The sequence below is a fragment of the Pseudomonas sp. BN607 genome (genome assembly GCF_029871175.1).
GTDB lineage: Bacteria > Pseudomonadota > Gammaproteobacteria > Pseudomonadales > Pseudomonadaceae > Aquipseudomonas.
Genome location: NZ_SSOE01000061.1, coordinates 348,309 through 371,994 on the forward strand (window position 1 = coordinate 348,309; position 23,686 = coordinate 371,994).

Sequence of the window (23,686 nt, forward strand, 5' to 3'; positions counted from 1 at the left end):
CCCGCCTCACTCATACTCCCGCACCCCGGCAATATGCCGACCGGCCACATAGCCAAAGGTCAATGCCGGCCCCAAGTTGATACCGCCAGACGGATACCAACCACCAAACACACTGGCCATGTCGGTACCTGCCGCATACAGCCCGCCTATCGGCCGCCCGGACTCATCCAGCACCCTGGCGCTGGCGTCGGTGCGCAATCCGGCGAAGGTCCCAAAGCAACCCGGCTTGACCTTCACCGCATAGAACGGCCCATGCTCGATTGGCGCCACGCAGGGGTTTGGCCCTTTGTGCTGCGGATCGCCTTGCTTACGGTTGAACGGTGTGGAACCACGGCCAAACGCTGGGTCCTGGCCATTACGCGCATGGCTGTTGAAATCGCTGACGGTGGCGCGCAACCCGGCCGGGTCGATGCCGCAAGCAGTGGCCAATTCATCGAGCGTGGCGCCGCGTTTCAGGTAGCCGCTGCGCACATGTGGCCACACCGGCAGCGGGGCAGGGCGGGCATGGCCCAGGCCATAGCGGCGCAGGAAGCGATGGTCACACACCAACCACGAACACACTTCCTCATCCTGCGGCACTGCCGCGACCATGGCCGATACATAGTCGTAGTAGCCATGGGCTTCATTGACGAAGCGCTTGCCGTTGGCCAGCACGCCGATAATGCCCGGCTTGCCACGCTCGATGATGTGCGGGAAGTGGCCGACACTGCCATCGCGGTGCGGCACTTGCGAAACCGGTGCCCAGGCCACAGGCGACTGCAGGTCGGTAGCGACAACGCCACCGGCCGACTCGCCCAGGCGCAGGCCATCCCCTGAACAGCCCGTGGGCGGCAGGGCCAGGTTGTCGTGGCCGGTGGCGTCACGCGGGAATAACTGCCGACGCCGCGCAGTGTCGTTGGGGAAGCCTCCCGCCGCCAGCACCACAGCCTTGGCCCGGATTCGTTGCTCGCCCTGTGGGGTCGCCACCAACGCGCCACGCACCCGGCCATCCTCGACCAGCAAGCGCTTGGCCGGCGCCGACTCTTGCAGGTGTACGCCCAGATCCTGTGCCGACTTGGCCAGCCGCGCCACCAGTGCCACGCCGTTCACCAGGTGCATTGCCCGGCCATGGCGGGCCAGGTGATACAGGTGGCGGCCAAAACGTTTGCATACGTGCAGCAAGGCTTTGGGTGAGCGGGTCATATTGAGGAACGCGGCAAGGTCGGTGCCGGCCATGATTGGCATACCCATGAACGAGGTTTCGCGCAGGGTCTTGCGCAGGCGCGGCAGCAGCGCACCCACCTCGCGGGCATCATACGGGGCTGCAATCACCTGATGCCCGCCCTGGGCCGCGCCCGGGGTGTCGCCGTGCATGTCCGGGATGCCATTGCCGTCGGCGAACTGCAGCGCCGTGTGCTGCTCGAAAAACGCCACCATGTGCGGGCAGGCCTCAAGAAAGGCATCGACGCGCTCAGCGTCATAATTGGCCCCCAATTCATTGCGCAGATAGGTACGCGGCTGCTCGATGTCCTCCTCGATGCCGGCCCGACGAGCCAGCGGGTTGCGCGGCACCCAGGCCCAGCCACCGGACCAGGCCGTGGCGCCGCCGAATACCGGCTCCTTCTCCACCACGATGACCTTCTGCCCATGCCAGGCAGCCGTTACCGCGGCAGCCAGCCCGGCAGCACCAGAACCTATGACCAGTACGTCGCACTCGGTTTCGAAGGGAGCAGAAGGCATTGCGCAATCCTGTTGTTTATTAGAACGGTGTTCCACATTCTCATCGCCGCTCCCGCGATCTGCAAGGGTGAGGACGGCGAGCCGGTCAAGAATTGGGCGATAATCGGCCATTTGGAATGTCTGCTGAATGCGGCGGCTATCGGCAATGTGGAATCATCTTCTAGAATCCGCAAAAAATAGCAGGGACCTGTGTCATGGCTGGTAGTCAGATCGAACGCGCCTTCAGTCTTGTTGAAACCCTTACCGGTGAGCCTCAGGGGCTGCCGCTGCAAACCCTGGCCGAGCGCCTGGACATTCCTAAAAGTGCGGCACACCGCATGCTCGCCGAGCTGGTGCGGCTGGGTTATGTGCGGCAAAACCGCGACACCAGCCGCTACCAGTTGTCGGCCAAGCTGGTAGCGCTGGGGTTTCGTTACCTGGCCAGCAGCGGCGCCGATATCATTCAGCCGATTCTCGACCGCCTGGCCCAGGACAGCGGCGAGCTGGTGCGCCTTGGCGTGATCGATGGCGCCCGGCAAATCTGGATCGCCAAGTCGCAGGGCGCCCGCTCCGGGCTGCGCTATGACCCGGACATGGGCCGCGATGCCCCGCTGTTCTACACCGCGTCGGGGCATGCCTGGCTGGCCAGCCTGGACGATGAACAGGCGCTGCAGATGGTGTTGCGCCAAGGCATTGCCGACCCCACCCGGTTCGGCCCGAACGCGCCACGTTCCACCGATGAGCTGATCGCCTACCTGCACCGAGCCCGAGAACGTGGTTATGCCTGGGTGGAAGAAACGTCGGCGGTCGGTACCTCGGCCCTGGCTGCGGTGGTACGGCGCCCGCAAAGCGCCGAGGTCATTGGTGTACTGAGCATCGCCGGGCCAAGCGCCCGCATGGCGCAAAGCCGCCTTGCAGAGCTGGCGCCGCTGTTGCTCGCAGCTGCAGAGGAGTTATCGGCCGCCAGCCCGGCCAGCGAGCTATTCGCATGAGCGGATATTCCGGTCGATTACCGCACAGTCTCTTGTCCCGCTTCTTCTGAAAAGCTGAACCTGGTTCTAAATTGTCGAGAGTGGATTGTGGAACGTGGTTTCAGAATCCATTTCACAACAATGACAAGAGGACAGGCTGTTGAACGCACCCCTTCGTATTGCCTTGATCGGCGCCGGCATCATGGGTCGCCAGCACTACCAGCACATGGGCAATGTGCCTCAGGCTCAGCTGTGCGCGATGGCCGACCCTGGCCCACAGGCCGAGGCATTCGCAGCCGAATGCGGCGTGCCGTATTTTGCTGACCACCGGCAGATGCTGGAACGCGTGCGCCCAGAAGCGGCGATCATCGCCAATCCGAACAACCAGCATGTGGCCACAGCGCTGGATTGCGTCGAAGCCGGTGTGCCGGTACTGGTAGAAAAGCCGGTGGGCGTGCATCTGGATGAAGTTCGGGCCCTGGTAGAGGCTTCGCGCAAGCGCAATGTGCCTGTACTGGTTGGTCATCATCGCCGGCACAACCCCCTGATCGCCAAAGCGCATCAGGTAATCAGTGCAGGCAAGCTGGGCCGGCTGATCAACGTCACTGCACTGTGGCAGTTGCAAAAGCCCGACAGCTACTTTGAAACGCCATGGCGTCGCGAGCCGGGCGCCGGCTTCTTGCTGACCAACCTGATCCACGACCTCGACCTGCTGCGGCACCTGTGTGGCGAAGTGGTGCAGGTGCAGGCGTTCACCCGCAACGACGTGCGCGGTTTCGCCAACGAAGACAGCGCTGCAGTGCTGTTGCAGTTCGCCAATGGGGCCTTGGGCAGCCTGACCGGCTCCGACGCCGTGGCGGCACCGTGGAGCTGGGAGCTGGACTCTGGCGAAAGCCCGGTCTACCCACGCCAGGCCGACCAGCCGTGCTACCTGCTGGCGGGCACCCAGGGCGCGCTGAGCATTCCCCAGCTCAAGCGCTGGCACTACGCCGACGCTGGTTCGGGCTGGCATACGCCGTTGCTGCAGAACCAGGAAGCCATCCCCGCTGGCGATGCACTGACTTTGCAGTTGCAGCACTTCGTGCGGGTTGCCCGGGGTGAACAGGCGCCGCTGATTGATGCCGCCGACGGTGGTCGCACCCTGGCGCTGATCGACGCTATTCGCCAAGCCGCCGAAAGCGGCCGTGCCTGTGCGCCGGAGCACATTGCCTAGTACGCCCTCAATTTTTGGTGACGATAAATGACTGACCGTATTTTCTCTCTTGCCGCCCTGACGGTGCTCGAACTGTCCCCACCGGACATGGTCGAGGCAGCAGCCCGCGCCGGCTATAGCCATGTTGGTCTGCGCCTGGTGCCGGCCACCGAGCAGGAGCAGCACTTCCCGCTGGTGGCCGATGCCGACCTGCGCCGACAGACCCAGGCGCGCTTGCGCGATACCGGTATCAAGGTGCTTGACCTGGAGATCCTGCGCCTCAAGCCGGAAACCTGTGTTGCGGATTTCGAGCCGATCCTGGCGGTGGGCGCCGAACTGGGTGGGACAGAGTTGCTGGTGGCTGGCAACGACCCGGATGAAGCTCGCCTGACCGATCGCTTTGCTGCCCTGTGCGAGCTGGCGGCGCTGCATGGCATCTACCCACACCTGGAGTTCATGCCGTGGACCGACGTGCGCGATCTGCGCCAGGCCATGCGCGTGGTGGCCAACGCCGATCACGCCAATGGCTGCGTGCTGGTCGATGCATTCCACTTCAACCGCTCGCGCTCATCGCTGAGCGACCTGGCGCAGTTGGCACCGCAGCGCATGCGCTATGCCCAGCTGTGTGACGTTGCCGGCCCGGTGCCGGCCGAGATGGACGAAATCCTGCGCCAGGCGCGCAACGAACGACGGTTCCCCGGTGAAGGCGACGCCGATCTGGTCGGCCTGCTGCGCGCGTTGCCGGCAACCGTTCCGCTAAGCCTGGAAATCCCGACGCGGCAATTGCTGGAGCAAGGGATCAGTGGCGAACAGCGCGCGCGCATGGCGCTGGAAAGGGCCAAGGCAGTACTGGCCGCAGTCTGACTCCAAGAGCGTGGCGCATGGCCCGTGCCATGCCTCACGTTACCCGCACATTGATAACCTTCAGCCGAAAAAAAAGGGCCCGCAAGGGCCCCGTAGAGGTAACGGGTCAGCGCCCTCAGGCGCTCTCGACCTTGCGCGGCGCCATGAAGTACATCCACACAAGCGCCAGGAAGTACATGGCGGGAATCATGGTGAACAACACGGCATAGTTGTTGTTGGTCGCGGTCAGCACACTGCCGACGATCTGCGTCATGAACATCCCGCCGATTGCTGCGCACATGCTGCCGAAGCCGAACACCGTGCTTACCAGGTGCTTGGGCGTGTAGTCCATCACCAGGCTCCAGATGTTTGCCGTCCATGCCTGGTGCGCGCCCACCGCCAGCGAGATGGCCGCGACCGCGACCCACAGCCCGCTGGCGTTGGCAGCAAAGACCACGCTGACCATGGTGCAGGCGAAGATCAGCATCGACACCAGCCGCGCTGTCGTGGCGCGCACGCCACGGCCGATCAGCCACGACGACAGGATGCCGCCACCGATGCTGCCAAAGTCCGCCGTCAGCCAGATGATGATCAGTGGGATACCCATCTGGGTCACGTTGATGCCCAGGCTGTATTGCTGGTTGAGGAACGGCGGCAGCCAGTACAGGTAGAACCAGAACACCGGCGCGGTGATCGCATAGGCCAGCGCAAACGCCCAGGTGCCGCGCAGCCGCAGGATCCGGCTGAACGGTACGCGGGTCGGCTCGGGCTCGTCATCCTGCTGAATGTACTGCACCTCGCTCTGGCGCACGCTGGGGTGGTCCTCAGGGTTGTAGTACTTCAACAGCCACATCACCACCCACACCAGGCCCAGGCTGCCCATGGCGATGAACGCGGCTTGCCAACCCCACACCGCCAGAATCAACGGCAACAGCGCCGGGGTAACCATGGCGCCGACGTTGGTGCCGGCATTGAACAGCCCGGTGGCAATTGCCCGCTCACCGGCCGGGAACCACAGGCGCACAGTCTTCACGCAAGCCGGGTAGTTGGCGGCCTCGGTCAGGCCTAGGATGAAGCGGCAGACCATGAAGCCTGCCGCCGAGGTGGCCAGGCCATGGGCCCCAGTGGCCAGGCTCCATAGCAGCACGGCAAAGAAGAAGGCGCGTTTTACTCCCACCTTGTCGATCAGGCGGCCCTGCAGCAGAAAGCCGATGGCGTAACCGACCTGGAACCAGAAGTTGATGTTGGCGTAGTCCATCGCCGTCCAGCTCATTTCCTTGGCCAGCACAGGTTGCATGATGCCAAGGGCGGCGCGGTCGATGTAGTTCAGGGTAGTGGCGAAGAACACCAGGGCCAGCATGCCCCAACGGGTCTTGCCGACGCCGAAGGCGCCGCGGAGCTTGTCGCCGATCGAACCCTGAGGCATCCGGGTAGCGGCGGGGGTGATCTTGGAGTTGTTCATAAACTGCTCGTTTCTTGAAATTGTATTCAGCTGCGGTGCTACGAGTACGTGACCGGTTCCCAGGCAGGGGGGCACGCAAGGCCGGTGCATGGTGCGCAGTGAAGGCGGCAGCGTCAATTCAAGAGACGGGCTACTGTTCGGTTATCGAACGGTTGCGTTTGTCAGTGGGCGCGGCAGGTATCCACGTTGATGTTGATCAAGCGTAGACGGCATCTGACCCCTCCGCCTGTCGTTGTCCCCGCAGGAGCATGGCAGCGCTACAGGTCCGGTTGATGCCCGCAAACCGACCACGCGGTTGCCCAACTCTCGACCTCGCTGCGGCCGTATTGCTCAATCCACGAACGCACGGTGTTGTTCAGGGTATTTTTGGCTGCTACGACTTCGCCAGTGTGCGGGTTCTTATAATATTTGCTTTGTCGTGTTCTATAGCGTGGTGGCGCAGGAAGAGGTAGGGGTTGTTGATCGATAGCGTTGAGCGTGCTTTGGTTTTCATGTTCGAAAATGCTCAATACATGCCACAGGCTGAACTTGTATTCGGCAAGCAGCTCGTTAAGTTTGCTTTCGAATTCGAGTTCGCGCATGAGCTGCGGGTTGACTTTTATGAACTGGAGCTCGGACTTTTTTGTGGCAAGCAACCACTCGAGGGCACGGAATTCGGCTAGGCGGGACATGGGCTTTTCTCCATTCCTTGACGGGATAAGTGTTAGCGCCCGCAGATCGGCAATGCAAGTAGAGAAATAATTTGAGAGATTTTTTGGATTGAACGTGATGAATCGGTCTCTGGTGGGAGTGTTTGGTTTTAAGCGGTTGGTGTAAGTAAACGCCTACACTATTGATTACATCAGGTTTCCAAGGGGAATCAAGATGGTGCTGCCAGCCCTTTTTTCGATCACGGCGCCGCGACTGATGCGGCTGCCCGCACCAGCCCGACTGGTTCATTTGCGCTTTCTTCTGCGGGCTGGCTCAGGTACTACTTCAAAGGCTTCAGGCGGCGGGGAAGCCGGACGCACGTTGAACAGCCGGCAGACGCCGTACCAGCAAATGGCAAGCGTAAGGTTGTAGGGGAACAGCACGGCCCAGAACGGCAGTTGCCAGTTCTTCTTGCCCTGCATTTCCCCAGGTTCGCCCGTTCGCCAGGGGGCGTAGTGGCGCCAGGCTTCTGCCGGGGTCAGGCAGATGGCGTGAAGCGGCCGGTGCCACCAGTTGGGTTCGCCGGGCGGTGGCAGTTTGTCCGGGCCATGGTCCATGAAGTGGCGCAGGTATTCCCAGACTTCGGCGACGTGCTTGACGCCGGGTTCGGTGGGTTCGTTGCTGTCTACCCAAAGGCAATCTTTTTGGTGGAGGCTCCCGTCAGCCCGGCGAGGGGCGAAGGCGAGGGCGTAGCTGGTGCTGAATGATGAGCCGCCGGATTCTGTGCGTTTGAAAATGCCGCCGCAAGTGTTATTCCAATCGAAAACCAAAACCTTGCTCAATCTCTGGTAGTAGATTTTTTTTGATGTGCGGTTTAGGCAGAAGCAGGATAATCTTTTTATGAAGTAAATTCGATAAATAAGAAATGGAGCAAAAACGAAGGGGCCAAGCGCTGTCCCAGTGATCAAAATAGGGCTGAAAGTGTATGGGCCCCATGCCTCTCTGGACAGCAAGTCAGGGTAGATGACAATCATCAGTGCGATGATCATTGCACAGTATAACTTTCCCATGAAGACTGAGTCTGTAACCCAAGGGTTTCGTAGGCATAAAGTATGCCCTGACAAGCTCAATAATTGTCCGTTTATAGCAGGTTTGTGCTCTGAGCTTGATGAGGTTGTGAATAGCCAAATAGTTGCCATGGTCAGCGCTCAAGACGGAAGATAGAGTGAATCTCATTGTGCTCCTCTAGCCCTTGATTGGTACTGTAGGCTAGGTGTAATGAGACATGATTCTGTATGGTCAGTGTGTTCTCGAAATGTAGGATCAACCCCGCGTCCACGATTTGACCTGTTGGACTGACTGGAAACACGTCCAATACCATACCCTTATGGACAGTGCTCAAACTCGCTGACCACTGACTTGTCCCAATCACGAATCCTGGCAGGAGTACCGCGAATTCAACGGTTGGTTGAGGTGTGGATACTTCATGATGTGTAATAGCTGTCCAGTTCGGCAGTGCCCAGTGATCATTATCGTGCCATCGGGTGTCGACTTTACTTACACCGAGTGATATGGCCTGTTCAGCTGAAAGTAGTTTCGGCCCATAGTGCTCGTTGTGCCAAACTCTGACTTCCTCGTGCAGTGAAGAGAATCTAGGCAGCTTTTTTTCGTGATCTAAAGTGATATTTGGGTGATCCTCGCCATCGTTAAGGCGGTTGCCGAAGATACTGCGTGCCACCCAAAGCTCAATAGGGCTGTGGACGTGTTCATGAGCCTTGGTGTGGAGGTAGAGCCCACCTGCAATGATTGCGACCCCTGCGAGTACAAGCGCTGCTGCGGCCCATCCGGCGAAAGGCACTACAGTCGTTGCGCCCGCAACCGCAAGTCCAGCTTCAAGAACGACCGCAGAACCAACAGCCATGGTTAAGCCGCCCGTTACTGTGTATGCGGCACTCGCTAAATTGCCGTTCGCTCTCTGTCTCCTCGCCTTGAAAATATCAGCGAGCAAGCTGAACGCTATTGCCGGATATCCTGCTAACCGCGCATAAAGATGACTGCTCAAAAACCTGATAACCCCGTTGCCAAAAGCCATGCCTGGCGCTGTGGAACTCAACCTCAACATCACGGCCTTCTGCGTTGCGCGTGCGCTGACCAGCGTCGCCGATGCCGCACCGATCACCCCAAAAATCGAGGAAGCAAACCCCATGGTGTATTCCGGTGCATCGCTCTGCTGCAGGCTGTTGTACGCTGTCCTGAGCGAGATCACGTTGAACCACAGCATTCCCGCGTTCAAACCACCGCCAACGCCGGAGGTCAGCAACCCAAGGAAGTTGGGTTTCACGCGCACGGTGGTGGTCAGTTCGATCGACACCTTCCGGCTACCCGAGATACGCAGCGCTTTCATTTCTTCAACCTGCGCCATGCCGCTTTTCAGGTACTTTTCCACCTCCTGGCTGAACGGGTTTTCCGCGATCGCCTGCCCGGTGATGCGGTAGCGCGCCGCCAGCAGCCCCAGCGCTTTCTCGGCATTGGCCTCACGCGCCGCCAGCAGCACCTGCTGCCGCAGGCCGCGGCTGGCATCCCAGCGGGTTTGCCCACGCAGGCGTTTGAGCACCACGGTATTGACCGACTGGGCGGTGAGGTCGGTAATGCCGGCCATGGCCGGGAAACGGCCGGCCAGCCCTTCGATCACGTTGTCGCTGGCACCGAACAGGCTGCCGATCGCATCCGCCTTGTCCTTGAACGGGTTGAAGGGTGCCAGGGCGGTGTACAGCGGGCTGTCGTGCTGATCCAGCCACCGCTCCAGGCGTTCGAGTCGCCGATCCTGTGCTTCGGTACCGGGCGCAGGCTGGCCCATTGGCTGAATCAGCAGCGCCAATGAAATCTCCAGCCCACGGGCGGAAGCCATTTCGTCGCGGTCGTAACAGGCCAACGCAGCGGCCAGGCTGTAGGGGTTATCGACATGCTGGGGTTCAGCCGTCCCGAGCCAGGCGTCATGGTCGTTGCTGGCCTGCAAGGCCTGGTTGCGCAGGGCGCCGAGGCGGCGCTCCAGTTCATCGCGTTCGCTGAGAAAGTGCCGGTACTTGGCGAGGTCGAGGCGCTGCGCCAGGCGCGCGCCGTTGGGGGAGTAGTCTTCGTGGGTGAGGGCCTGAAACCGTGACTCGGAGGGCGACAGGGCAGGGCCCCGGCGTTGCGTGCCAAGCCGGAACTCGGCCAGGTCCGCAGAGGGCGCATCGGCGGGGTACAGGCTTTCCAGGGTCTTGTTCAGCAGCGTGGCCACCAGGTTGCGGTGGTGGAAATCGCGGCTTTGCCTGCTCAGTTGCTCGACATCCAGCTTGTAGCAGGCCGGCACCCCTTCGTGTTCTGGCGCTTGAGCAGGTGCCATGTGCTCCAGCGGCTCGGCGGGCATCAGGTCGCGCAGTTGATGCTGGTAGGCAGATACCGTCAGGCTCAGGTCCAAGGCCATGCCTTCGGCATCAGCGAGCGCCACCACTACCGGTACCTTCGGCTGAGGGTAGGGGTAGTGCCGGCCGATAGCGACGAGGTTGCCGATGGGCAAGGTTTCGCTGATCGGGTCACTGCTCCAGGTCAGGGGCATGCGTTGCCCGCTGGGCTTGTAGTCTTCGACCCAGCTTTGCAGGGCACTGACCGGCAACACATGGGGCTGGGTTGACGGGGCCTGGTTGCCGGCGATCAGCTCGGCCATGTCCAGCTGGCGCATGTGCCGTTTGCGCAGGGTTGGCGAGCCGGTGATACGGGCGGTCATGGCGTTGGTCCACAGGTGCGGGCTGTAGCCGACCCACACTTCCCTGGCTGTATCGGGGCAGGTATCGGCCCACACCCAGCCCATGGAGCGGCTGGTCAGGTAGCGCTCACGCAGGTGGTAGTCTTCCAGCCCGCTGTAAAGCAGTTCCTTGTAAAGGCCCGCGCCCGCGTACTCGTGAATGACCAGCCTTTCGCCCAAGGCGCCTCTCATGAACACGTAGACATAGCCTGGGCGTAGCGCGCGCAAGGTGTAGGCGGAGTGTTGCAGCGGGCCGAAGCCTTGTTCCAGGTTGAAACCGGCATCGGCATAGCGGAAGGCGGGCATGTCGCCACTGCGCGGTACGATGGCGTAGCGCACCGGCAGTATAGGGATGCGTGCGCTGCAGGCTGGGCCGGAGGTGGCGCTGCTGACGGAGTTGTCATTCATGGGCGGGCTCCTGCCTTTCGATCAACGCGTGCAGTTCGCGAAGGCGATCTTGAGGTGACGCTTCAAGGTTGGCGTAGATTTCCCCCGCCTCATCGTTGCGCATTAGCCACATGTGCCTGGCAATCAGCCTGATGAACTGGCCGGCCACTTCCTCGTCGCGAAAATTCAGGGCTTTCAGTTGCGGCAGCAGGGTTTCAATCCAGTGTCTGATATCGGCCAATGGCTGGCTGTGGTGCTGTGGCAGGGCCGATACCTCGTGGGCCAGCGTGCGCACGAAATGTTCGTGCATGCCTGCTTGCAGGCGCTCAAGTTCACGCGTGCTCAGGCACAACGGGGCGTGCGAGAAGGGCCGGGCAGGGGCCGGGCTGCGCTCAAGCGTCTTCCACTCGCAGACCGGCCCCCAGTTGACTCGCCAGGCGAGCGAAGTCACGGGCCCGAGCCAGGAAGCGCGATGGTCTTCATCCAGCGCATCCAGCCACGCTGAAAGGTGGTCCGGTTGGAACTGAAACGTGGCCAGCCCCTGACCTGGAAGCGCGACCTGTACAAGGCTGGTGAAATGGTCTGCCAACCTGGCAAGGCCGATATCGGCATCCAGCGCGATGGCCGCGCCAACGGGTATCCAGGTAGAGATTGCATGGGCAAGCAGTTCGGGGGCGCCTGACACGTCTACCAACAACGGCCCGAAGTCGTGTCGTTCGTCCAGGGCACTGCGCCGCCACAGCCACGCATGCGGGGTGTTACGGCTGACTGCATGGATAAGTTCAACCACCGAAGGGGCATAGGCCGGGACCAGTTCGCCCTTTTCGAGTATTTGCGATACTGGCCTATAGGCCCAGTACTCGAGTGTGCGGGTCAGCAGCAGCAGAAAGCGCGCGTTTTGGCCGAAATCCGGGCCAGGCAAGGTGTGCGAGGGGACTATTGTCATAGACTTGCCCCTCTGAAGCAGCGGCAGTCGGGCAGGGGGCAGGACCCATCCGCGCGGCGCCCGCACTGACGATCCAGGGGCCTGCCATTGACCGGCGCGCCACTGAGGGAAAAGAGGCTGCTTGCCCCGGCAGGCGTTTGGAGCAACTGGCCGTTGATGCGGATTGTCGGGCCATCGAGGGTGATGCCTGTCTCATCGATCTGGATAGAACCGCCAGGGCCCTGGATGATTACCGCCTCTGCTGTGCGCAACGCGTAGCGGCGTGAACGCCTGCGGATCGCGCCGCGGGCCTCGAGTTCTGCGTCGCCTTCGACCTGCTGCTCGAGGTTGCCGCCAATAGAGGTGTGGTGGTTGGCTGTGATCTGGTCGTGGCGGTGATTGCCGATGGTTTCAATACGGTCCTTGGCGATCTTGATCGACTGGTTTCGACCAATCTCCAGGGCAGCGTCATGCCCTATGCTGACACGCTCATCATTGGCCACCGTCTCGGTACGGTCATGGCCAATCAGAGTCGACACGTCGTTGTTGACCTGTTCCTTGCGGTCATTGCCGATCTGGGTAGTCTCATCGTGCCTGACCACGATGTTCTGGTCTTTCTGCGCGTGGATGAAGACCTCTTCCTGACCCAGTTCATCTTCAAAACGCAGCTCATTGAAGCCATCACCTTTGTGGGTCTGGCTTTTGATCGTCATGCGCGTCTTGTGCTGCGGCAGGTCGTAAGGCGGTAGCTGGTCCCCGCAGTAGGTGCGCCCGGTGATCATCGGCTGATCAGGGTCGCCGTTGACGTAGTGGATGATCACGTCCTGGCCGATACGGGGAATGGCCATCGCACCCCAACTGCCGCCGGCCCAGCCTTGCGATACTCGCACCCAGCAGGAGCTGAATTCGTTGCCCTGGCTTTCGCGATCCCAAGGGAAGCTGACCTTGACCCGGCCCCATTCATCGCAATAGATCTCTTCACCCCGCGGGCCGACGACTGTTGCCATGTGGGGCCCGTCGACGCGAGGTCTACCCAGCGGTGCAGGGCGCCATTCCGTTCTACCGGGAACAAGCTCTGCGACTTGGCCGTAGCGGGTGCCTTGCTCGACGCCGGCCGCATCTTCTTGCAGGCAGGTGTGCTGGCTGCCTTCATGGGTGACTGCAGTGACGCGCCAATGTACGTTGAAAGCTGCGCGCGGGTGGCCTGTAAGGGTAAAACCGAGGCCGGGCTGCAGGCGTACATCGTCCCCTTCTACTTGGGCAACGCGGACATCGTGGCGCAGGGCTGTGATGCGGTTTTCGGTGAACGCCTTGCCGACGGCATCGCGCTTGTAGCGGCCGGGGTAATCGAAGCGTTCGTAGTCGCCAGCCTGATGTTCCAGGTAATGACCTGTTGCCCTGTGTTCCTGGCGGTACGCCGGGTTGATGAAGGTGTAGTCGCGTTGCACCTGGCATGCAGTACGCACCTTTTCGCTGTAGTGAAGGCGTCGCAAGCAAGGGGTTGCCTGGTCGCCACTGCTACAGGCCCGATATAACACGCTGCAGGCCCTGGCAGGGTCCTCATCCGTGTAGTGGGCGAACGATGGCTGAGGCGGGATGTTTCCGAATGTCAGTAACCGGTCGCTAATGATGAGGGTGTGTTGCTTCTCTGAGTGTTCAAAGCGGTAGACAAAACCTTCTTCTGCCAGCAGCCGGGCAAAGAAATCAAAATCGGTTTCTCCCGCCTGGACGCAGAACTCACGCACGTGATGGTCGAGCCCTTTGCCAATCTGGTATTGGCTGATGCCCTGACGCACCAATAACAACTCGACAATCTCCGGGACGGTCTTGTGCTGGAAGATACGCCAGTTCGAACGCAGGTTGGCCCGTGCCAGTCGTGGCTCGATGACGGCGCTGTAGCGTGTGCGATGAGGGCCGCTGTCGCCTTGCCTGAAGGTGCTGATCAAGCCGTGAACATGACGCAGCGCCTGCTGCCCACGGGAGATGGTAAATAACGCAGGCTGGTCGAGTAGTGCCCCGAAGTCCACATCGTATTCGTGGCTGACCAGCTCGAGTTCCAGTTGAAAGTTGCTGCTGATGCCCTCTTTCAATTGGAACGAGGCCACCTCAAATTCCAATGGGGTAACGAGCGGTCGAAAGCTGTAGTACAGACCGGATTGGCTAGGCATGATAATTCCTTGTCCGCCGTCTGAGGTTCTTCAAGTGCCCGGACAGCAAGCTGCCCGGAACACGCGATGCCTTGGGGAATTGGCGTTTCAAGCCTTCTGCCAGTCGTCGGACCCTTCCGTACTGCTCTTTACATGGGTTTCAGTGATCTTTCGGTAGGAGAACCAGAGCTCCACCTCCTGGTGTCGGGGGGTTAGCGTGTCTTCTTGTGCGTGGGGTTGATGGGTCCTCAGTTTGATAATGGTCGCATCGGTCAGTGTCGTGGTGTAATAGTGTTGGTTAGGGTTTTCATTGGTGGCGCGGAACTGTTTGATTGTAACTTCCGGTAAAAGCTCTGCCTTGCAGATGGATTCCAGCAGGATGGGTTTGGACTTGTTGGTGGTGAACGTGACTTTGTATGGCCCGTGCACACGTTTTCCCGAAGGTTGGCCATTTTGAGGGTCGATAGGCGTATTGATTTCGTGCTCAATCTTTTGCAGCATGATTTCATTTTCGAAATCGGATTGGTAAATATTGCCTATCGATTCCACCGTGCTTGCTCCCTCGCTGATGTTGCCTCCTGCTGTTCCTGTGATTTTCAAATAAGCGGGCGACGCCATGATAAGCTCCTGGTTTCAGTGGTTGTGCATGCCTTTTTATCGAGGCATGGCCATCGGGTACGATGGGCTTGTAGCGAGATGAACACCTCGCTAATTCGTGACTACTCGGTGTGCTATTTTCTTACGGCTGCAACATGCTGCTCAGCGACCCCAGGACCTGGGTGGTGATCAGGTGCAGGCGATAGCTGTAGAGACCGTAAGCCATGGCCATGGCCACGCCAGATATCACTAACGGGCTCCACCATGGCCATATCCGGGTCATCCGGAAGTTTCGCGGGGCGACGTTGGCGTAGGGGTCGCAGACGTACTCCGGGGCAGGCCCGCGCAGTTCCCGGATGATCCCGTGAAGTTGGTGGGTAAGTGCTTTCAGTGTTTCTTCGCCTTTCGGCGCAATGGCGTATTTACCCTTCAGGCCCAGGCACAGCGCGAAGTACATGAATTCCAGTACGTCCTGGTAGCGTGCAGGCTCCTGTGTCAGGCGGGACAACACCGTGAAGAGCTTTTCCCCGCCCCAGGTTTCGTCGTGGAAGATACTCAGCAGCGGCTCCTGGCTCCAGCAACTGTTCTTGCCCCAAGGCCTGTCCATCACCGCTTCATCGATGTACAGGCACAGGGCATATGAGTACGCCATCGCATGGGCGGAGTCGTAGCCATGTTGGCGCATTTCTTCCTGAATGTTCTCAATCTGGTTGCGTACTTTCCGGTGCACCTCTTTGATGTTTGGCAATGCATCCAGCGTGCGCAAACGCATGACCAGCCCGAACAGCGGGGCAGCTGCATCCAGCATCAAATTGTCGTAGCCGCCCCGTAGCCTGAAGTCCGGATCAGCCGGGTAGCCTTGATCAACTGGCCCGGGCTGGGGCTTGTGATTGGAAGCTTCAGATGCTGTAGAAGCGGAAGGGGAACTGGGCAAGGGTGTCTTGAGCTCCGAATGAAGCCGAGCACCTTCACCCTTCACGGCATCAAGGACTACGCTGTTCATCTCATTCACTCCTGATTGCCCAGAATTGCAGCTCAAGATTCGGGAAGTCCCCTGCGATGTGGATACCGAAGCCGTTCGCCGTACTCATGCATGCCCATGCCGGATCGCGTCGATCCAGCTCGAAGTAGCTGAAGCCTGCATGGAAGGGCAGTTCGCGTGGTGCCACCGGTAGTGGGTTCAACGGGATGCCTGGGAGTTGCAGCGGCACCAGTTCTTCCAGCGATTCGAGGGAAGTGATTTTGACTTTCTGCACGAACATCTGGCGCAGCACTTGAGGGGGCAGGTTGGCACGGACGGCGACGATGAAGTCAGCGACCTCGATCAGTCGGCGGTCCTCTAGCGCGGTCGTCATCACGCCGTAGTCGCGTGTTATCAATGGCAACGACACGGCGCGGGGTTGCAGCACCGTGCTGAGTGCCCGGCGCAATGTATCCTCCAGGGGCTTGAACGAAGTGCGCAGCGCCGTGTGGTGATATGCCGGGTACTCGTGCGGCAGACGGCCCTCGTCAGTGAACGTCACGAACTCGCCGCAAGCCTGGCTCATGCACAGGTAGAGCTGTTCGGGGTGTGTCTGGGGTTGTCTGGCCAGGTGCTGGAAACAGGGCCACCAGCGGTTCATGGCTTGTAGCAGGTTGAAATCGCGAATGTCGGCGATGCCGGACTGGCCGGCACCGCCAATGCGGGCAGCGAGGTTGCGCGCCCGTTCCCGCAGGGTATGGGTGATTTCATCGAGAAAGCGCTGCAGTGCCGGCACGGCTCGCACCGACACGCAGGTGGGATAGAACGCTTCATCCAGTTGCAGGCTGCCATCCGGGCGACGTGCCAGAATGCGCGTCAGGGCCAGGCGGGTATAGGCACTGCTATCGTCTGCTTGGCGTTTGAGTTGCAGGTTGGGGGCAGCCAGGTCGATTGTTACCAGGTCGCCGTCTGCGCTGTGGGTATCCTTGATTTCCTGCGCTCGGGCAAGGTAGCGGAAATTGGCGGCATCCTCAGGCCAGCTGACCTCTCGGCCGCCGTCGGTACGCAAGGGCAGGCAGAGATAGACCTCACTGTTATTTGAACCGTCATCGTCGATTTCCAGCGGTGGCGGTGGCGTGAGGTCTGCGGGGATATCGAACGGGGTGCCGTCGGGCATGACACCCCGTGCCCGCGTGATGGCGATTTTGCCCAGGCTCAGGTACTCCTCATTCAACTGGAGTTCGCTGAAACCGTAAAAGGCATTATTGAGGCTTGCCAGGCGCTGATGCAGGGCCGCTTCACTGGCCCGAATCGAATGCTGGAAATGCTGCGGTTTTACGTACAGGCCTTCAGGCCATAGCACAGGGTTACGCGTACTCATGAGCACTCCGTGTCAGCGTGAGCAGGGAAAGGCGCAGGATTGGAAAGGCATCAGCCTTCCTCCTTGAGCAACAACTGGGCGTCGTTGAGCAGCACCGAAAGAACGACTTTCCGACCGCGTGATGGAACGCGCAGCACTTGTCGCCAGGTCGCGTTTTCGTGGCTTCGGTAATCGCCGATCACCGCGATGAAGCGCGTCTCTGGCTCAATGGGTGCAAAGGGGATGAACTTGAACTGGCCTGGGCGCAACAGGTAATCATCATCGCGAACGTAGGTGCTGCGCAGGGCTTTGGCGGGGTCTTGGTCCAGCAACTGGTACACGCTGTTACGTAGCAGCGAGTCGTCGCGCAATTGCAGGATCTTGATGGCCATCGGCGTAGCCAGTGACGGTGTGGCCACGGTCGTCGTGTGCGGCAATGTCAGCATCACCATTGGATCGTCGTAACTGCCAGGCGTGCTTTCTTCCAAGGGCGAACGAGGTGGATCGCTGCCTTCGTCCAGGTCCATGACAACAGGCGAAAGGGCAGGAAACTGCTGTTGAAGGTACTCGAATAACGTCCCGACCTTTTCGGTCAGTGCAACGGGGTCGGTTGCGCTCAAGCTGACAGCGTAAGGGCTGGGTTCCAGGGCAGCTTCATGCTCGGGCGCAACGTTCAGGCTGTTCGGGTTGACGTTGAGCGTAGGGCTGGCATTGATGCTGAAGGCCACCTCGGTCGGGTGGTCCTCCGGTGGGCCGATGGGTACTGAATGATCCATCACCACTTGGCTCATTCTGCTCAGGGATGTGCAACCCGAAAGGCCGATCACCAGGACCAGAAGTGCGACTGTGGCGCGTAGCCGCGTCATGAGCGATCTCCTGGAATCAGGCCTGGCAGCGAGTTCTCTGGTGTCCATACAGCAGCCGATTTCGCATCCAGTGCCACCAGCGGGTCTTTGTCCGTGGGCGTCCCGAAGATCGAGCAGATATCTACGGCGAACTTCGTGGCCGGCGGTTTGGCCGGGCAAGTCTCGGCCGCGACATCGGCTATCAACTGGTCGATCAGCCTTGGCCCGGGGGCGAACAGGTCGGGCAATGAACGTGTATCGGCTCGTGCTAGCCGCACCTGTAACCGACAGGCACCGACGTGTAGCTGGTCACCCTCGACAAGCCGCCTTGCCGACCGGAATCCCAGGCTGAGGATGCTGCTGTTGAGATAGGTGCGGTTGCAGTGATCGATCACGCAGAAGCCGCCCTCTATCCACCGAATTTCGCAGTGGATCGGGGCAATGGTCCGCTCACGGTCATTGATCTGCCAGGTGACCGCCGCGCTGCCAATGGTGCCGCCCGCGCTATCGAACTGGTGCCGGGCAACGACGTCGGGCTCCAAGCAGTCGAGGTTGCTGATATTCAAGGTCAACGTACTCATGAGCGCCCCCGAAAACTTGCCACTGGGGTTATCTGGCCGTCACGGTCGCCCATGAAGCTGGTCCAGCCCAGGTAGGCGCCTTGGCTCCGGTGCAGGCAGAAAGGCGAGAGCTCGTCTTGCTTGAGGCGCAGTTCCAGGTCGTAGGCCAGGCCGTCGCGTAGGAGAAAGTCGATCAGCGCGCGCAAGCGACCAAAGTTGATGCCACTGGGGAGCAAGTCGCGCAATTGCGCTTGGTCCAGTTCGCTGATGACGAGGGTGAACTTGCTGCTGCGGGTACGTGTGCGGCTGCCGAGCATGAACGTGCTGCCCAGTTCGCCGTTGCAATGGCCAAGGCTTACGAGCTGCTTTTCAGCAGTGGGGACGGTACGCGTTTCAAACTCACGGATCTGGACCCGCCCAAGGTCGAAGCAGTGGGCTATGATGCCGGCGACGGTACCCGGTGCGCGGCTGCGGCTGGCAATGACACCGGCGAAGCTGAGCAGTCGGCTCCAAGGCAGTGCCGTGTCCCCTCGCAGTTGTTTGTCGTTCAGGCCGAGCAGGGCAAAGATGTACTGTGAGAAGCCATCGCTGGCTCCCGGCTGGAAGCGGATGTAGTAGCGGTATTTGCGCCATATGCGGTGCAACAAACTGAGCAGGTAGTGGTTGAAGAAGTCGAAGAAAGCCGGACGTACACCGATGCCCTGAGCATGTTCGTAGGCTGCTTGTTCAAGATAGTAAGTGGGCAAGGGCGAGTCAGTGCCATGTAACCCCATGAACGTGGTGCATACGCGATAGCGGCCTTCTTCACCACCCATGCGTTCGGCCTTGTACACGTCCGAAACAGGAAAGGTCAGCCGTGGGTCGCTGGCAAGGCGCACGCGCAACCGGGCTGCTTCGCTTGGCCAGCGTGGTTCAAGGTCATCACCGTGCAGCCCATGTAAACGTTCCAGCAACTGAAAGAAGTTGTACTGGTGGGCTCCGGCGAGCAACGTGTCGGCTAGATCAGCGGTTGTTTGCCGGTTTGTATTGGCCATGTGTAGTGCTCGTTGTTGGTGGTGTTGATCACTTCCAGCTGGTGGAAGGAGTTGATGCTGGCGTACAAGGCAAAGAAGTGAGCGAGGACGCAGCTGAACAGGTACAGGTCGCCTTCACAGAGGAACGCCGACTGGTCCAGCTTCAGTTGGGTGTGCAGCCCGCGAACGGGCTGCCCCTTGATCAGCCAGTCCAAGGGGGCTGTGTGGATTTCGCGAATGCCATCAAGCTGCTTGGCTGTGGTGCGTGCTTGCTGAATGTCGTGCAAGGCGACGAAGTCATAGGCACGAATGACCGCTTTCAGGGCGTCGACCGACAGCAGCGACAAGTAGTTGAGCGACATGTTGGAAATCAGCGCCCACTGCAACTGGCCATCCAGTACCGGGCGGCACGGGCGAGTTGGGGCGCAGATGTTGGTGTAGGTCGCCAGGGGAGGTGTGGCTTCGGTGAGCACATTGATGTCATCGATGCTCAACGCCAGCGGCAGGTCGCGGTTGCTGCAGGTGAGGTCGATGGAGGCGGTTTCCAGTTCTCCGATATAGGCGTTGGCATCGGCGCGCACGAAGGCAATGCGGGGTGTGACGCCATCACCGCACAACGACGCTTGGAGCGTGTAGCGGTAATACAACGCCGTCCGGCCTTGCAGGTGTTCAATTTCGTGGGCGAACGATTCGAAGGGACGGAAGGTTCTCAGCTGCTCACCGGTGCTGCCGTCTGGCGTGGTGCGGCTGCTGATGACCTCATCGACACTGAATATTTCATAAGCGTACCGTTCTGCACCTTTAGGCTTCAGCTCCACCTGGGCAACTTCACAGGAAAGGTCGATCGGCTCGGCGCTGTGTTTGAACAGGTTGATTGCCGGCGTGCAGAACAGCTTGAAATCTGCTTTGCCAACACGCAGTGAGTCCGGCAACTGGCGGGTGAAATGGAACTCGATCCCCACCTGCTGGCTTCGCGCTGCGGGCCACAGTTTGTGCAGGCCCGTGAGGGTGAAGAAGTGAAACCGCTGTGGGAAAACGAAGTATTCCTGCAGGATCCGGTAGCCATCAAAGACGTTCTGCGGGTAAGGCAACAGGGCTTCCTCAGGGCTGAACCCTGGGAAAGCAATGCTGCTGGCCGGCAGCCGGCGAACCTCGCCATTGATGGTTACGCTGATATGTTTGAGGTATTGCGAGAGCCACAGGTACAGCGTCCGAGCGCTGCGCTGGTCACCACTCAGGTGAATGTCGAGGCTGGAACAGCCCAAGGCATTCAGCGGTCGTTCGACCATGGTTTGAAGGCCGATGCGAACTACTGAGCGGTCGAGGGTTTGGGTGGCGCCAACCGCTGCGATTTCGAACGGGTGAATGGTTACCGCCGTGCAGGTGCGAAACTCGCAGGCGACACCATCCACCGGTTTTGAGAACAGCCTTGAACCCTTGGCGATCTGCTGTGACTGGCTGAGTGATTGCTTGCGCGGCGCGAACTGGATGATCGTCATGCTGGGCAACGGTCGAAGGTAGTTGGGCCATAGCAACTGCAGCATGGGGTGGGTCAGCTCTGGCAGGTCGTCTTCCAGCTTGAGCCGCAACCTCGCCGTCAGGAACGCAAAGGCTTCTATCAGGCGTTCGACGTCGGGGTCGCTGGCACGGTCGCCAAGAAAGCGGGCAAGCCGCGGATTGTCCTTGGCGAAGTCGTTACCCAGCTCGTGCAGGTAACGCAGTTCTTCGCTGAAACGGTCCTTCAGAGACATGTATCACCTCACTCGGGTATGGCGGTTGTGCCCGTTCACCAGCAGTTCCAGTTGCAGCTGTTCCGCGTGGTGGTTCACCTGCACCTGGCAGTCCAGCCTGAAGTGCAGTTCGTGCAGCGCGTGGCAATCGGGTACCGCTTTCAGCGCACGCACCTGAATGCGGGGTTCAAAGCGCTGGAGAGTGCGGCGAATATCAATGCTCACCTGTTCGAGCAGGTCGCCGTTGCTTGCGTCATGCCCGTTGAAATCAGCCAGGCCCAGTTCAGGGCTGCTTTGCGAGCACCCTTTACGTGCATTGAGCAGCGTTTCGAGGTGGCGCTTGATGGCCGCGAACTTGTGCGATGCGTGCTCTTGCCGAGAGGGCTTCTGGCTGACGGTCGTGTCCGCCACCAAGCGTTCGAAAAGCCCACTCATTGTGTGTCGAGCCGCCCGACCAAAGAGATCTCGATGTTCGCCCCCATGTATTTGAAGTGCGGGCGCACGGCGAGCGAGACCTGGTACCAGCCCGGATCGCCGGCAACGTCCGAAACTTCTATCTTGGCCGCCCGCAAGGGACGACGGCTGCGTACGTCGGCAGACGGATTGTCCTGGTCGGCAACGTATTGCTTGATCCAGGTGTTGAGCTCGCACTCAAGGTCACGTCGCTCCTTCCAGCTGCCGATTTGCTCACGCTGTAGCACCTTGATGTAGTGGGCCAGTCGGTTGACGATGAACAGGTAGGGCAACTGGGTGCCAAGCTTGTAGTTGGTCTGTGCCTGCAAACCTTCGGGGGTTTTGGGGAAGGTCCTGGGTTTCTGTACCGAGTTGGCTGAGAAGAACGCCGCGTTATCGCTGTCCTTGCGCAGGGTCAGGGCGATGAAGCCTTCTTCGGCCAGTTCGAATTCCTTGCGATCGGAAATCAGTACCTCGGTAGGAATCTTGGCCTGCAGCTGGCCCAGCGATTCGTAAAGGTGCACTGGCAAATCTTCGACGGCCCCACCCGATTGAGGGCCGATGATGTTCGGGCACCAGCGGTAACGGGCAAAGCTGTCATTGATACAACCGGCCAGCAGGAAGGCGGAGTTGCCCCACAGATAATTGTCGTGCCTCCCGGCGATGTCTTCTGCGTAGTTGAAACTCTCGATCGCCATTTCCTGAGGGTGGTAGGCTGAGCGGAGCATGAAGCGTGGCCCGGCCAGGGCGACGTGGCGGGCATCTTCGCTTTCTCGGAAAGCGCGCCACTTGGCATGCCGTGGGCCGGCAAAGATATCTTTGATCTCCTTGAGGTTGGGCAACTCTTCAAAGCTGGCAAGGTTGAAGAATTCCGGTGATGGGGCAGCGAGGAACGGTGCGTGTGACATGGCGCCGACGGAGGCCATGTAGCTCAGCAGCTTGATATCCGGGGATGACGGGCCGAAGCTGTAATTGCCGACCATGGCGGCAACCGGTTCGCCCCCAAACTGACCATAACCTGCGGTGTAAACGTGTTTGTACATACCGCTGCAGGTGATATCTGCGGCGTTTTCGAAATCGTCCAGCAAATCCGCTTTATTGACATGCAAGACCTCCAGCTTGATGTTCTCGCGAAAGTCCGTACGGTCGACCAAAAGTTTGAGGCTGCGCCATGAAGTCTCCAGTTGCTGGAACGCTGGCTGGTGCACGATGGCGTCCATCTGTTTGCTGAGAACTCGGTCCAGCTCTGCAATCATCTGATCGACGCGATGTTTGTTGATCAATGGATCCGGATCATGGGTCTTGAGGACTTCAGCGATAAAGGCAGCGACACCCTGGCGGGCAATCTGATAACCCTCCTGGGCGGGGATCAGTTTGGTCTCTGCCATAATCTGGTCGAGCAGGACAGCGCTATTAACGGTGTCGCTAGTTGCACCCGCATGGGGAATGGTGCTGTTTGGCTTTGGCATGTAGACGCTCCGATGTCTCAGTGTTCTTTTGGCGCTTCCAGCACCAAGTCGAGCTCTTTGGCGAGTTGTTTACGGGCCTGCTCATCATTCAGCAGATGCTGCAGTTGCTTGCGAAAGGCTGGCACGTTGCCCAGCGGGCCCTTCAAGGCAACCAGCGCCTCACGCAGTTGCAGTAGCTTGTTCAGCTCGGGTACCTGCTGAGCGATGCGGTCGGGCCCGAAGTCGTTGATCGACCTGAACTGCAGCGCTACTGCAAGCTCTGCATCCGGGGTTGCGCCGAGCATTGACGGCACGGACAACTCCAGGCGCACGCCGGCGTCGTTCAACACGTTGTTGAATGTGTGTTTATCGATGCGCATGACAGCACGGTCTTCAAGGGCACGGTCGTCATCCAGGCCGAAGTCGCCGAGCACAAGCATCTTGTGAGGCAACTCCACTTCAGACTTTTCGTCACGGGTGGCCGGTACATATTTGATGTTGATGCGCTCTTTCGGAGCAACGGAGCCGGAGGGTCTGCTCATGGACTCATATCCTTGATTGTTTGTGTTTTCCTGTGGGGTGTTATGGCAGTGAGTGTTTTATATAAGCGGGTAACCTTGCAGGATCACTTTCGTATTTAAACCATGCGCCTTGAGTCCGTGCTGAGTCGAGCGGCAAGG

20 protein-coding genes are annotated in these 23,686 nt (G+C 60.0%); 3 read left to right on the top strand and 17 right to left on the bottom strand.

Annotation, left to right across the window (positions count from 1 at the left end; translation table 11 throughout):
* Window positions 1-6: 6 nt before the first annotated feature.
* Window positions 7-1,719: an FAD-dependent oxidoreductase gene (locus E8E68_RS19435; protein WP_280343871.1), complete on the bottom strand. Its 1,713-nt coding sequence runs from the start codon at window positions 1,717-1,719 to the stop codon at window positions 7-9.
* Window positions 1,720-1,913: 194 nt separating this feature from the next.
* On the opposite strand from E8E68_RS19435, the gene E8E68_RS19440 reads away from it, so the two are divergent.
* From E8E68_RS19440 to E8E68_RS19450, 3 genes are all read left to right on the top strand, one after another.
* Window positions 1,914-2,690, top strand: a complete 777-nt coding sequence (locus tag E8E68_RS19440; protein WP_280343873.1) for an IclR family transcriptional regulator — start codon at window positions 1,914-1,916, stop codon at window positions 2,688-2,690.
* Window positions 2,691-2,829: 139 nt separating this feature from the next.
* Entirely contained in the window at window positions 2,830-3,882 is a 1,053-nt protein-coding gene (locus tag E8E68_RS19445) for a Gfo/Idh/MocA family oxidoreductase (protein WP_280343876.1), read from the top strand.
* Between the two features lie 27 nt (window positions 3,883-3,909).
* On the top strand, window positions 3,910-4,725 hold the full coding sequence (locus E8E68_RS19450; RefSeq protein WP_266031935.1) for a sugar phosphate isomerase/epimerase: 816 nt from the start codon (window positions 3,910-3,912) through the stop codon (window positions 4,723-4,725).
* A gap of 115 nt (window positions 4,726-4,840) precedes the next feature.
* Here the strand turns inward: E8E68_RS19450 and E8E68_RS19455 are convergent, their stop codons facing one another.
* From E8E68_RS19455 to tssB, 16 genes are all read right to left on the bottom strand, one after another.
* Window positions 4,841-6,166, bottom strand: coding sequence for an MFS transporter (locus E8E68_RS19455; protein ID WP_280343879.1), 1,326 nt, complete (start codon window positions 6,164-6,166; stop codon window positions 4,841-4,843).
* A 257-nt stretch (window positions 6,167-6,423) separates the two neighbouring features.
* Window positions 6,424-6,837, bottom strand: a complete 414-nt coding sequence (locus E8E68_RS19460) for a histone-like nucleoid-structuring protein, MvaT/MvaU family (RefSeq protein ID WP_280343882.1) — start codon at window positions 6,835-6,837, stop codon at window positions 6,424-6,426.
* 264 nt (window positions 6,838-7,101) lie between these two features.
* Entirely contained in the window at window positions 7,102-7,995 is an 894-nt protein-coding gene (locus E8E68_RS19465; protein ID WP_280343885.1) for a hypothetical protein, read from the bottom strand.
* Window positions 7,996-7,997: 2 nt separating this feature from the next.
* Entirely contained in the window at window positions 7,998-10,988 is a 2,991-nt protein-coding gene (locus tag E8E68_RS19470; protein WP_280343910.1) for a T6SS effector BTH_I2691 family protein, read from the bottom strand.
* Window positions 10,981-11,913, bottom strand: a complete 933-nt coding sequence (locus tag E8E68_RS19475; RefSeq protein WP_280343912.1) for a DUF4123 domain-containing protein — start codon at window positions 11,911-11,913, stop codon at window positions 10,981-10,983. The genes E8E68_RS19470 and E8E68_RS19475 overlap by 8 nt, the downstream gene beginning before the upstream one ends.
* Window positions 11,910-14,060: a type VI secretion system tip protein TssI/VgrG gene (gene tssI, locus E8E68_RS19480; RefSeq protein WP_280343914.1), complete on the bottom strand. Its 2,151-nt coding sequence runs from the start codon at window positions 14,058-14,060 to the stop codon at window positions 11,910-11,912. The genes E8E68_RS19475 and tssI overlap by 4 nt, the downstream gene beginning before the upstream one ends.
* 87 nt (window positions 14,061-14,147) lie before the next feature.
* Window positions 14,148-14,657, bottom strand: coding sequence for a type VI secretion system tube protein TssD (gene tssD, locus E8E68_RS19485; protein WP_266031942.1), 510 nt, complete (start codon window positions 14,655-14,657; stop codon window positions 14,148-14,150).
* Between the two features lie 121 nt (window positions 14,658-14,778).
* Window positions 14,779-15,639, bottom strand: coding sequence for a type IVB secretion system protein IcmH/DotU (icmH, locus tag E8E68_RS19490; protein WP_280343918.1), 861 nt, complete (start codon window positions 15,637-15,639; stop codon window positions 14,779-14,781).
* Window position 15,640: 1 nt separating this feature from the next.
* On the bottom strand, window positions 15,641-16,978 hold the full coding sequence (tssK, locus tag E8E68_RS19495; RefSeq protein WP_266031944.1) for a type VI secretion system baseplate subunit TssK: 1,338 nt from the start codon (window positions 16,976-16,978) through the stop codon (window positions 15,641-15,643).
* Window positions 16,979-17,028: 50 nt separating this feature from the next.
* A complete protein-coding gene (tssJ, locus tag E8E68_RS19500) occupies window positions 17,029-17,823 on the bottom strand; it encodes a type VI secretion system lipoprotein TssJ (RefSeq protein ID WP_266031945.1) in 795 nt (264 codons plus the stop codon).
* On the bottom strand, window positions 17,820-18,383 hold the full coding sequence (locus E8E68_RS19505) for an FHA domain-containing protein (protein ID WP_280343923.1): 564 nt from the start codon (window positions 18,381-18,383) through the stop codon (window positions 17,820-17,822). The genes tssJ and E8E68_RS19505 overlap by 4 nt, the downstream gene beginning before the upstream one ends.
* Window positions 18,380-19,396: a type VI secretion system baseplate subunit TssG gene (gene tssG / locus E8E68_RS19510; protein WP_266031947.1), complete on the bottom strand. Its 1,017-nt coding sequence runs from the start codon at window positions 19,394-19,396 to the stop codon at window positions 18,380-18,382. Before tssG ends, E8E68_RS19505 begins: the two co-directional genes overlap by 4 nt.
* Window positions 19,360-21,126: a type VI secretion system baseplate subunit TssF gene (tssF, locus tag E8E68_RS19515; protein WP_266031948.1), complete on the bottom strand. Its 1,767-nt coding sequence runs from the start codon at window positions 21,124-21,126 to the stop codon at window positions 19,360-19,362. The genes tssG and tssF overlap by 37 nt, the downstream gene beginning before the upstream one ends.
* A gap of 3 nt (window positions 21,127-21,129) precedes the next feature.
* Window positions 21,130-21,540, bottom strand: coding sequence for a type VI secretion system baseplate subunit TssE (gene tssE / locus E8E68_RS19520; protein ID WP_280343926.1), 411 nt, complete (start codon window positions 21,538-21,540; stop codon window positions 21,130-21,132).
* Entirely contained in the window at window positions 21,537-23,027 is a 1,491-nt protein-coding gene (tssC, locus tag E8E68_RS19525) for a type VI secretion system contractile sheath large subunit (protein ID WP_280343929.1), read from the bottom strand. The genes tssE and tssC overlap by 4 nt, the downstream gene beginning before the upstream one ends.
* Before the next feature lie 17 nt (window positions 23,028-23,044).
* Window positions 23,045-23,548, bottom strand: a complete 504-nt coding sequence (gene tssB, locus E8E68_RS19530; protein WP_266031951.1) for a type VI secretion system contractile sheath small subunit — start codon at window positions 23,546-23,548, stop codon at window positions 23,045-23,047.
* Window positions 23,549-23,686: the final 138 nt, after the last annotated feature.

Bases quoted from the DNA above. Each gene is read 5' to 3' on its own strand.
- E8E68_RS19435 (WP_280343871.1), bottom strand. From the start codon at position 1,719: ATGCCTTCTGCTCCCTTCGAAACCGAGTGCGACGTACTGGTCATAGGT.
- E8E68_RS19440 (WP_280343873.1), top strand. From the start codon at position 1,914: ATGGCTGGTAGTCAGATCGAACGCGCCTTCAGTCTTGTTGAAACCCTT.
- E8E68_RS19450 (WP_266031935.1), top strand. From the start codon at position 3,910: ATGACTGACCGTATTTTCTCTCTTGCCGCCCTGACGGTGCTCGAACTG.
- E8E68_RS19455 (WP_280343879.1), bottom strand. From the start codon at position 6,166: ATGAACAACTCCAAGATCACCCCCGCCGCTACCCGGATGCCTCAGGGT.
- E8E68_RS19460 (WP_280343882.1), bottom strand. From the start codon at position 6,837: ATGTCCCGCCTAGCCGAATTCCGTGCCCTCGAGTGGTTGCTTGCCACA.
- E8E68_RS19465 (WP_280343885.1), bottom strand. From the start codon at position 7,995: ATGGCAACTATTTGGCTATTCACAACCTCATCAAGCTCAGAGCACAAA.
- E8E68_RS19470 (WP_280343910.1), bottom strand. From the start codon at position 10,988: ATGAATGACAACTCCGTCAGCAGCGCCACCTCCGGCCCAGCCTGCAGC.
- E8E68_RS19475 (WP_280343912.1), bottom strand. From the start codon at position 11,913: ATGACAATAGTCCCCTCGCACACCTTGCCTGGCCCGGATTTCGGCCAA.
- tssI (WP_280343914.1), bottom strand. From the start codon at position 14,060: ATGCCTAGCCAATCCGGTCTGTACTACAGCTTTCGACCGCTCGTTACC.
- tssD (WP_266031942.1), bottom strand. From the start codon at position 14,657: ATGGCGTCGCCCGCTTATTTGAAAATCACAGGAACAGCAGGAGGCAAC.
- icmH (WP_280343918.1), bottom strand. From the start codon at position 15,639: ATGAACAGCGTAGTCCTTGATGCCGTGAAGGGTGAAGGTGCTCGGCTT.
- tssK (WP_266031944.1), bottom strand. From the start codon at position 16,978: ATGAGTACGCGTAACCCTGTGCTATGGCCTGAAGGCCTGTACGTAAAA.
- tssJ (WP_266031945.1), bottom strand. From the start codon at position 17,823: ATGACGCGGCTACGCGCCACAGTCGCACTTCTGGTCCTGGTGATCGGC.
- E8E68_RS19505 (WP_280343923.1), bottom strand. From the start codon at position 18,383: ATGAGTACGTTGACCTTGAATATCAGCAACCTCGACTGCTTGGAGCCC.
- tssG (WP_266031947.1), bottom strand. From the start codon at position 19,396: ATGGCCAATACAAACCGGCAAACAACCGCTGATCTAGCCGACACGTTG.
- tssF (WP_266031948.1), bottom strand. From the start codon at position 21,126: ATGTCTCTGAAGGACCGTTTCAGCGAAGAACTGCGTTACCTGCACGAG.
- tssE (WP_280343926.1), bottom strand. From the start codon at position 21,540: ATGAGTGGGCTTTTCGAACGCTTGGTGGCGGACACGACCGTCAGCCAG.
- tssC (WP_280343929.1), bottom strand. From the start codon at position 23,027: ATGCCAAAGCCAAACAGCACCATTCCCCATGCGGGTGCAACTAGCGAC.
- tssB (WP_266031951.1), bottom strand. From the start codon at position 23,548: ATGAGCAGACCCTCCGGCTCCGTTGCTCCGAAAGAGCGCATCAACATC.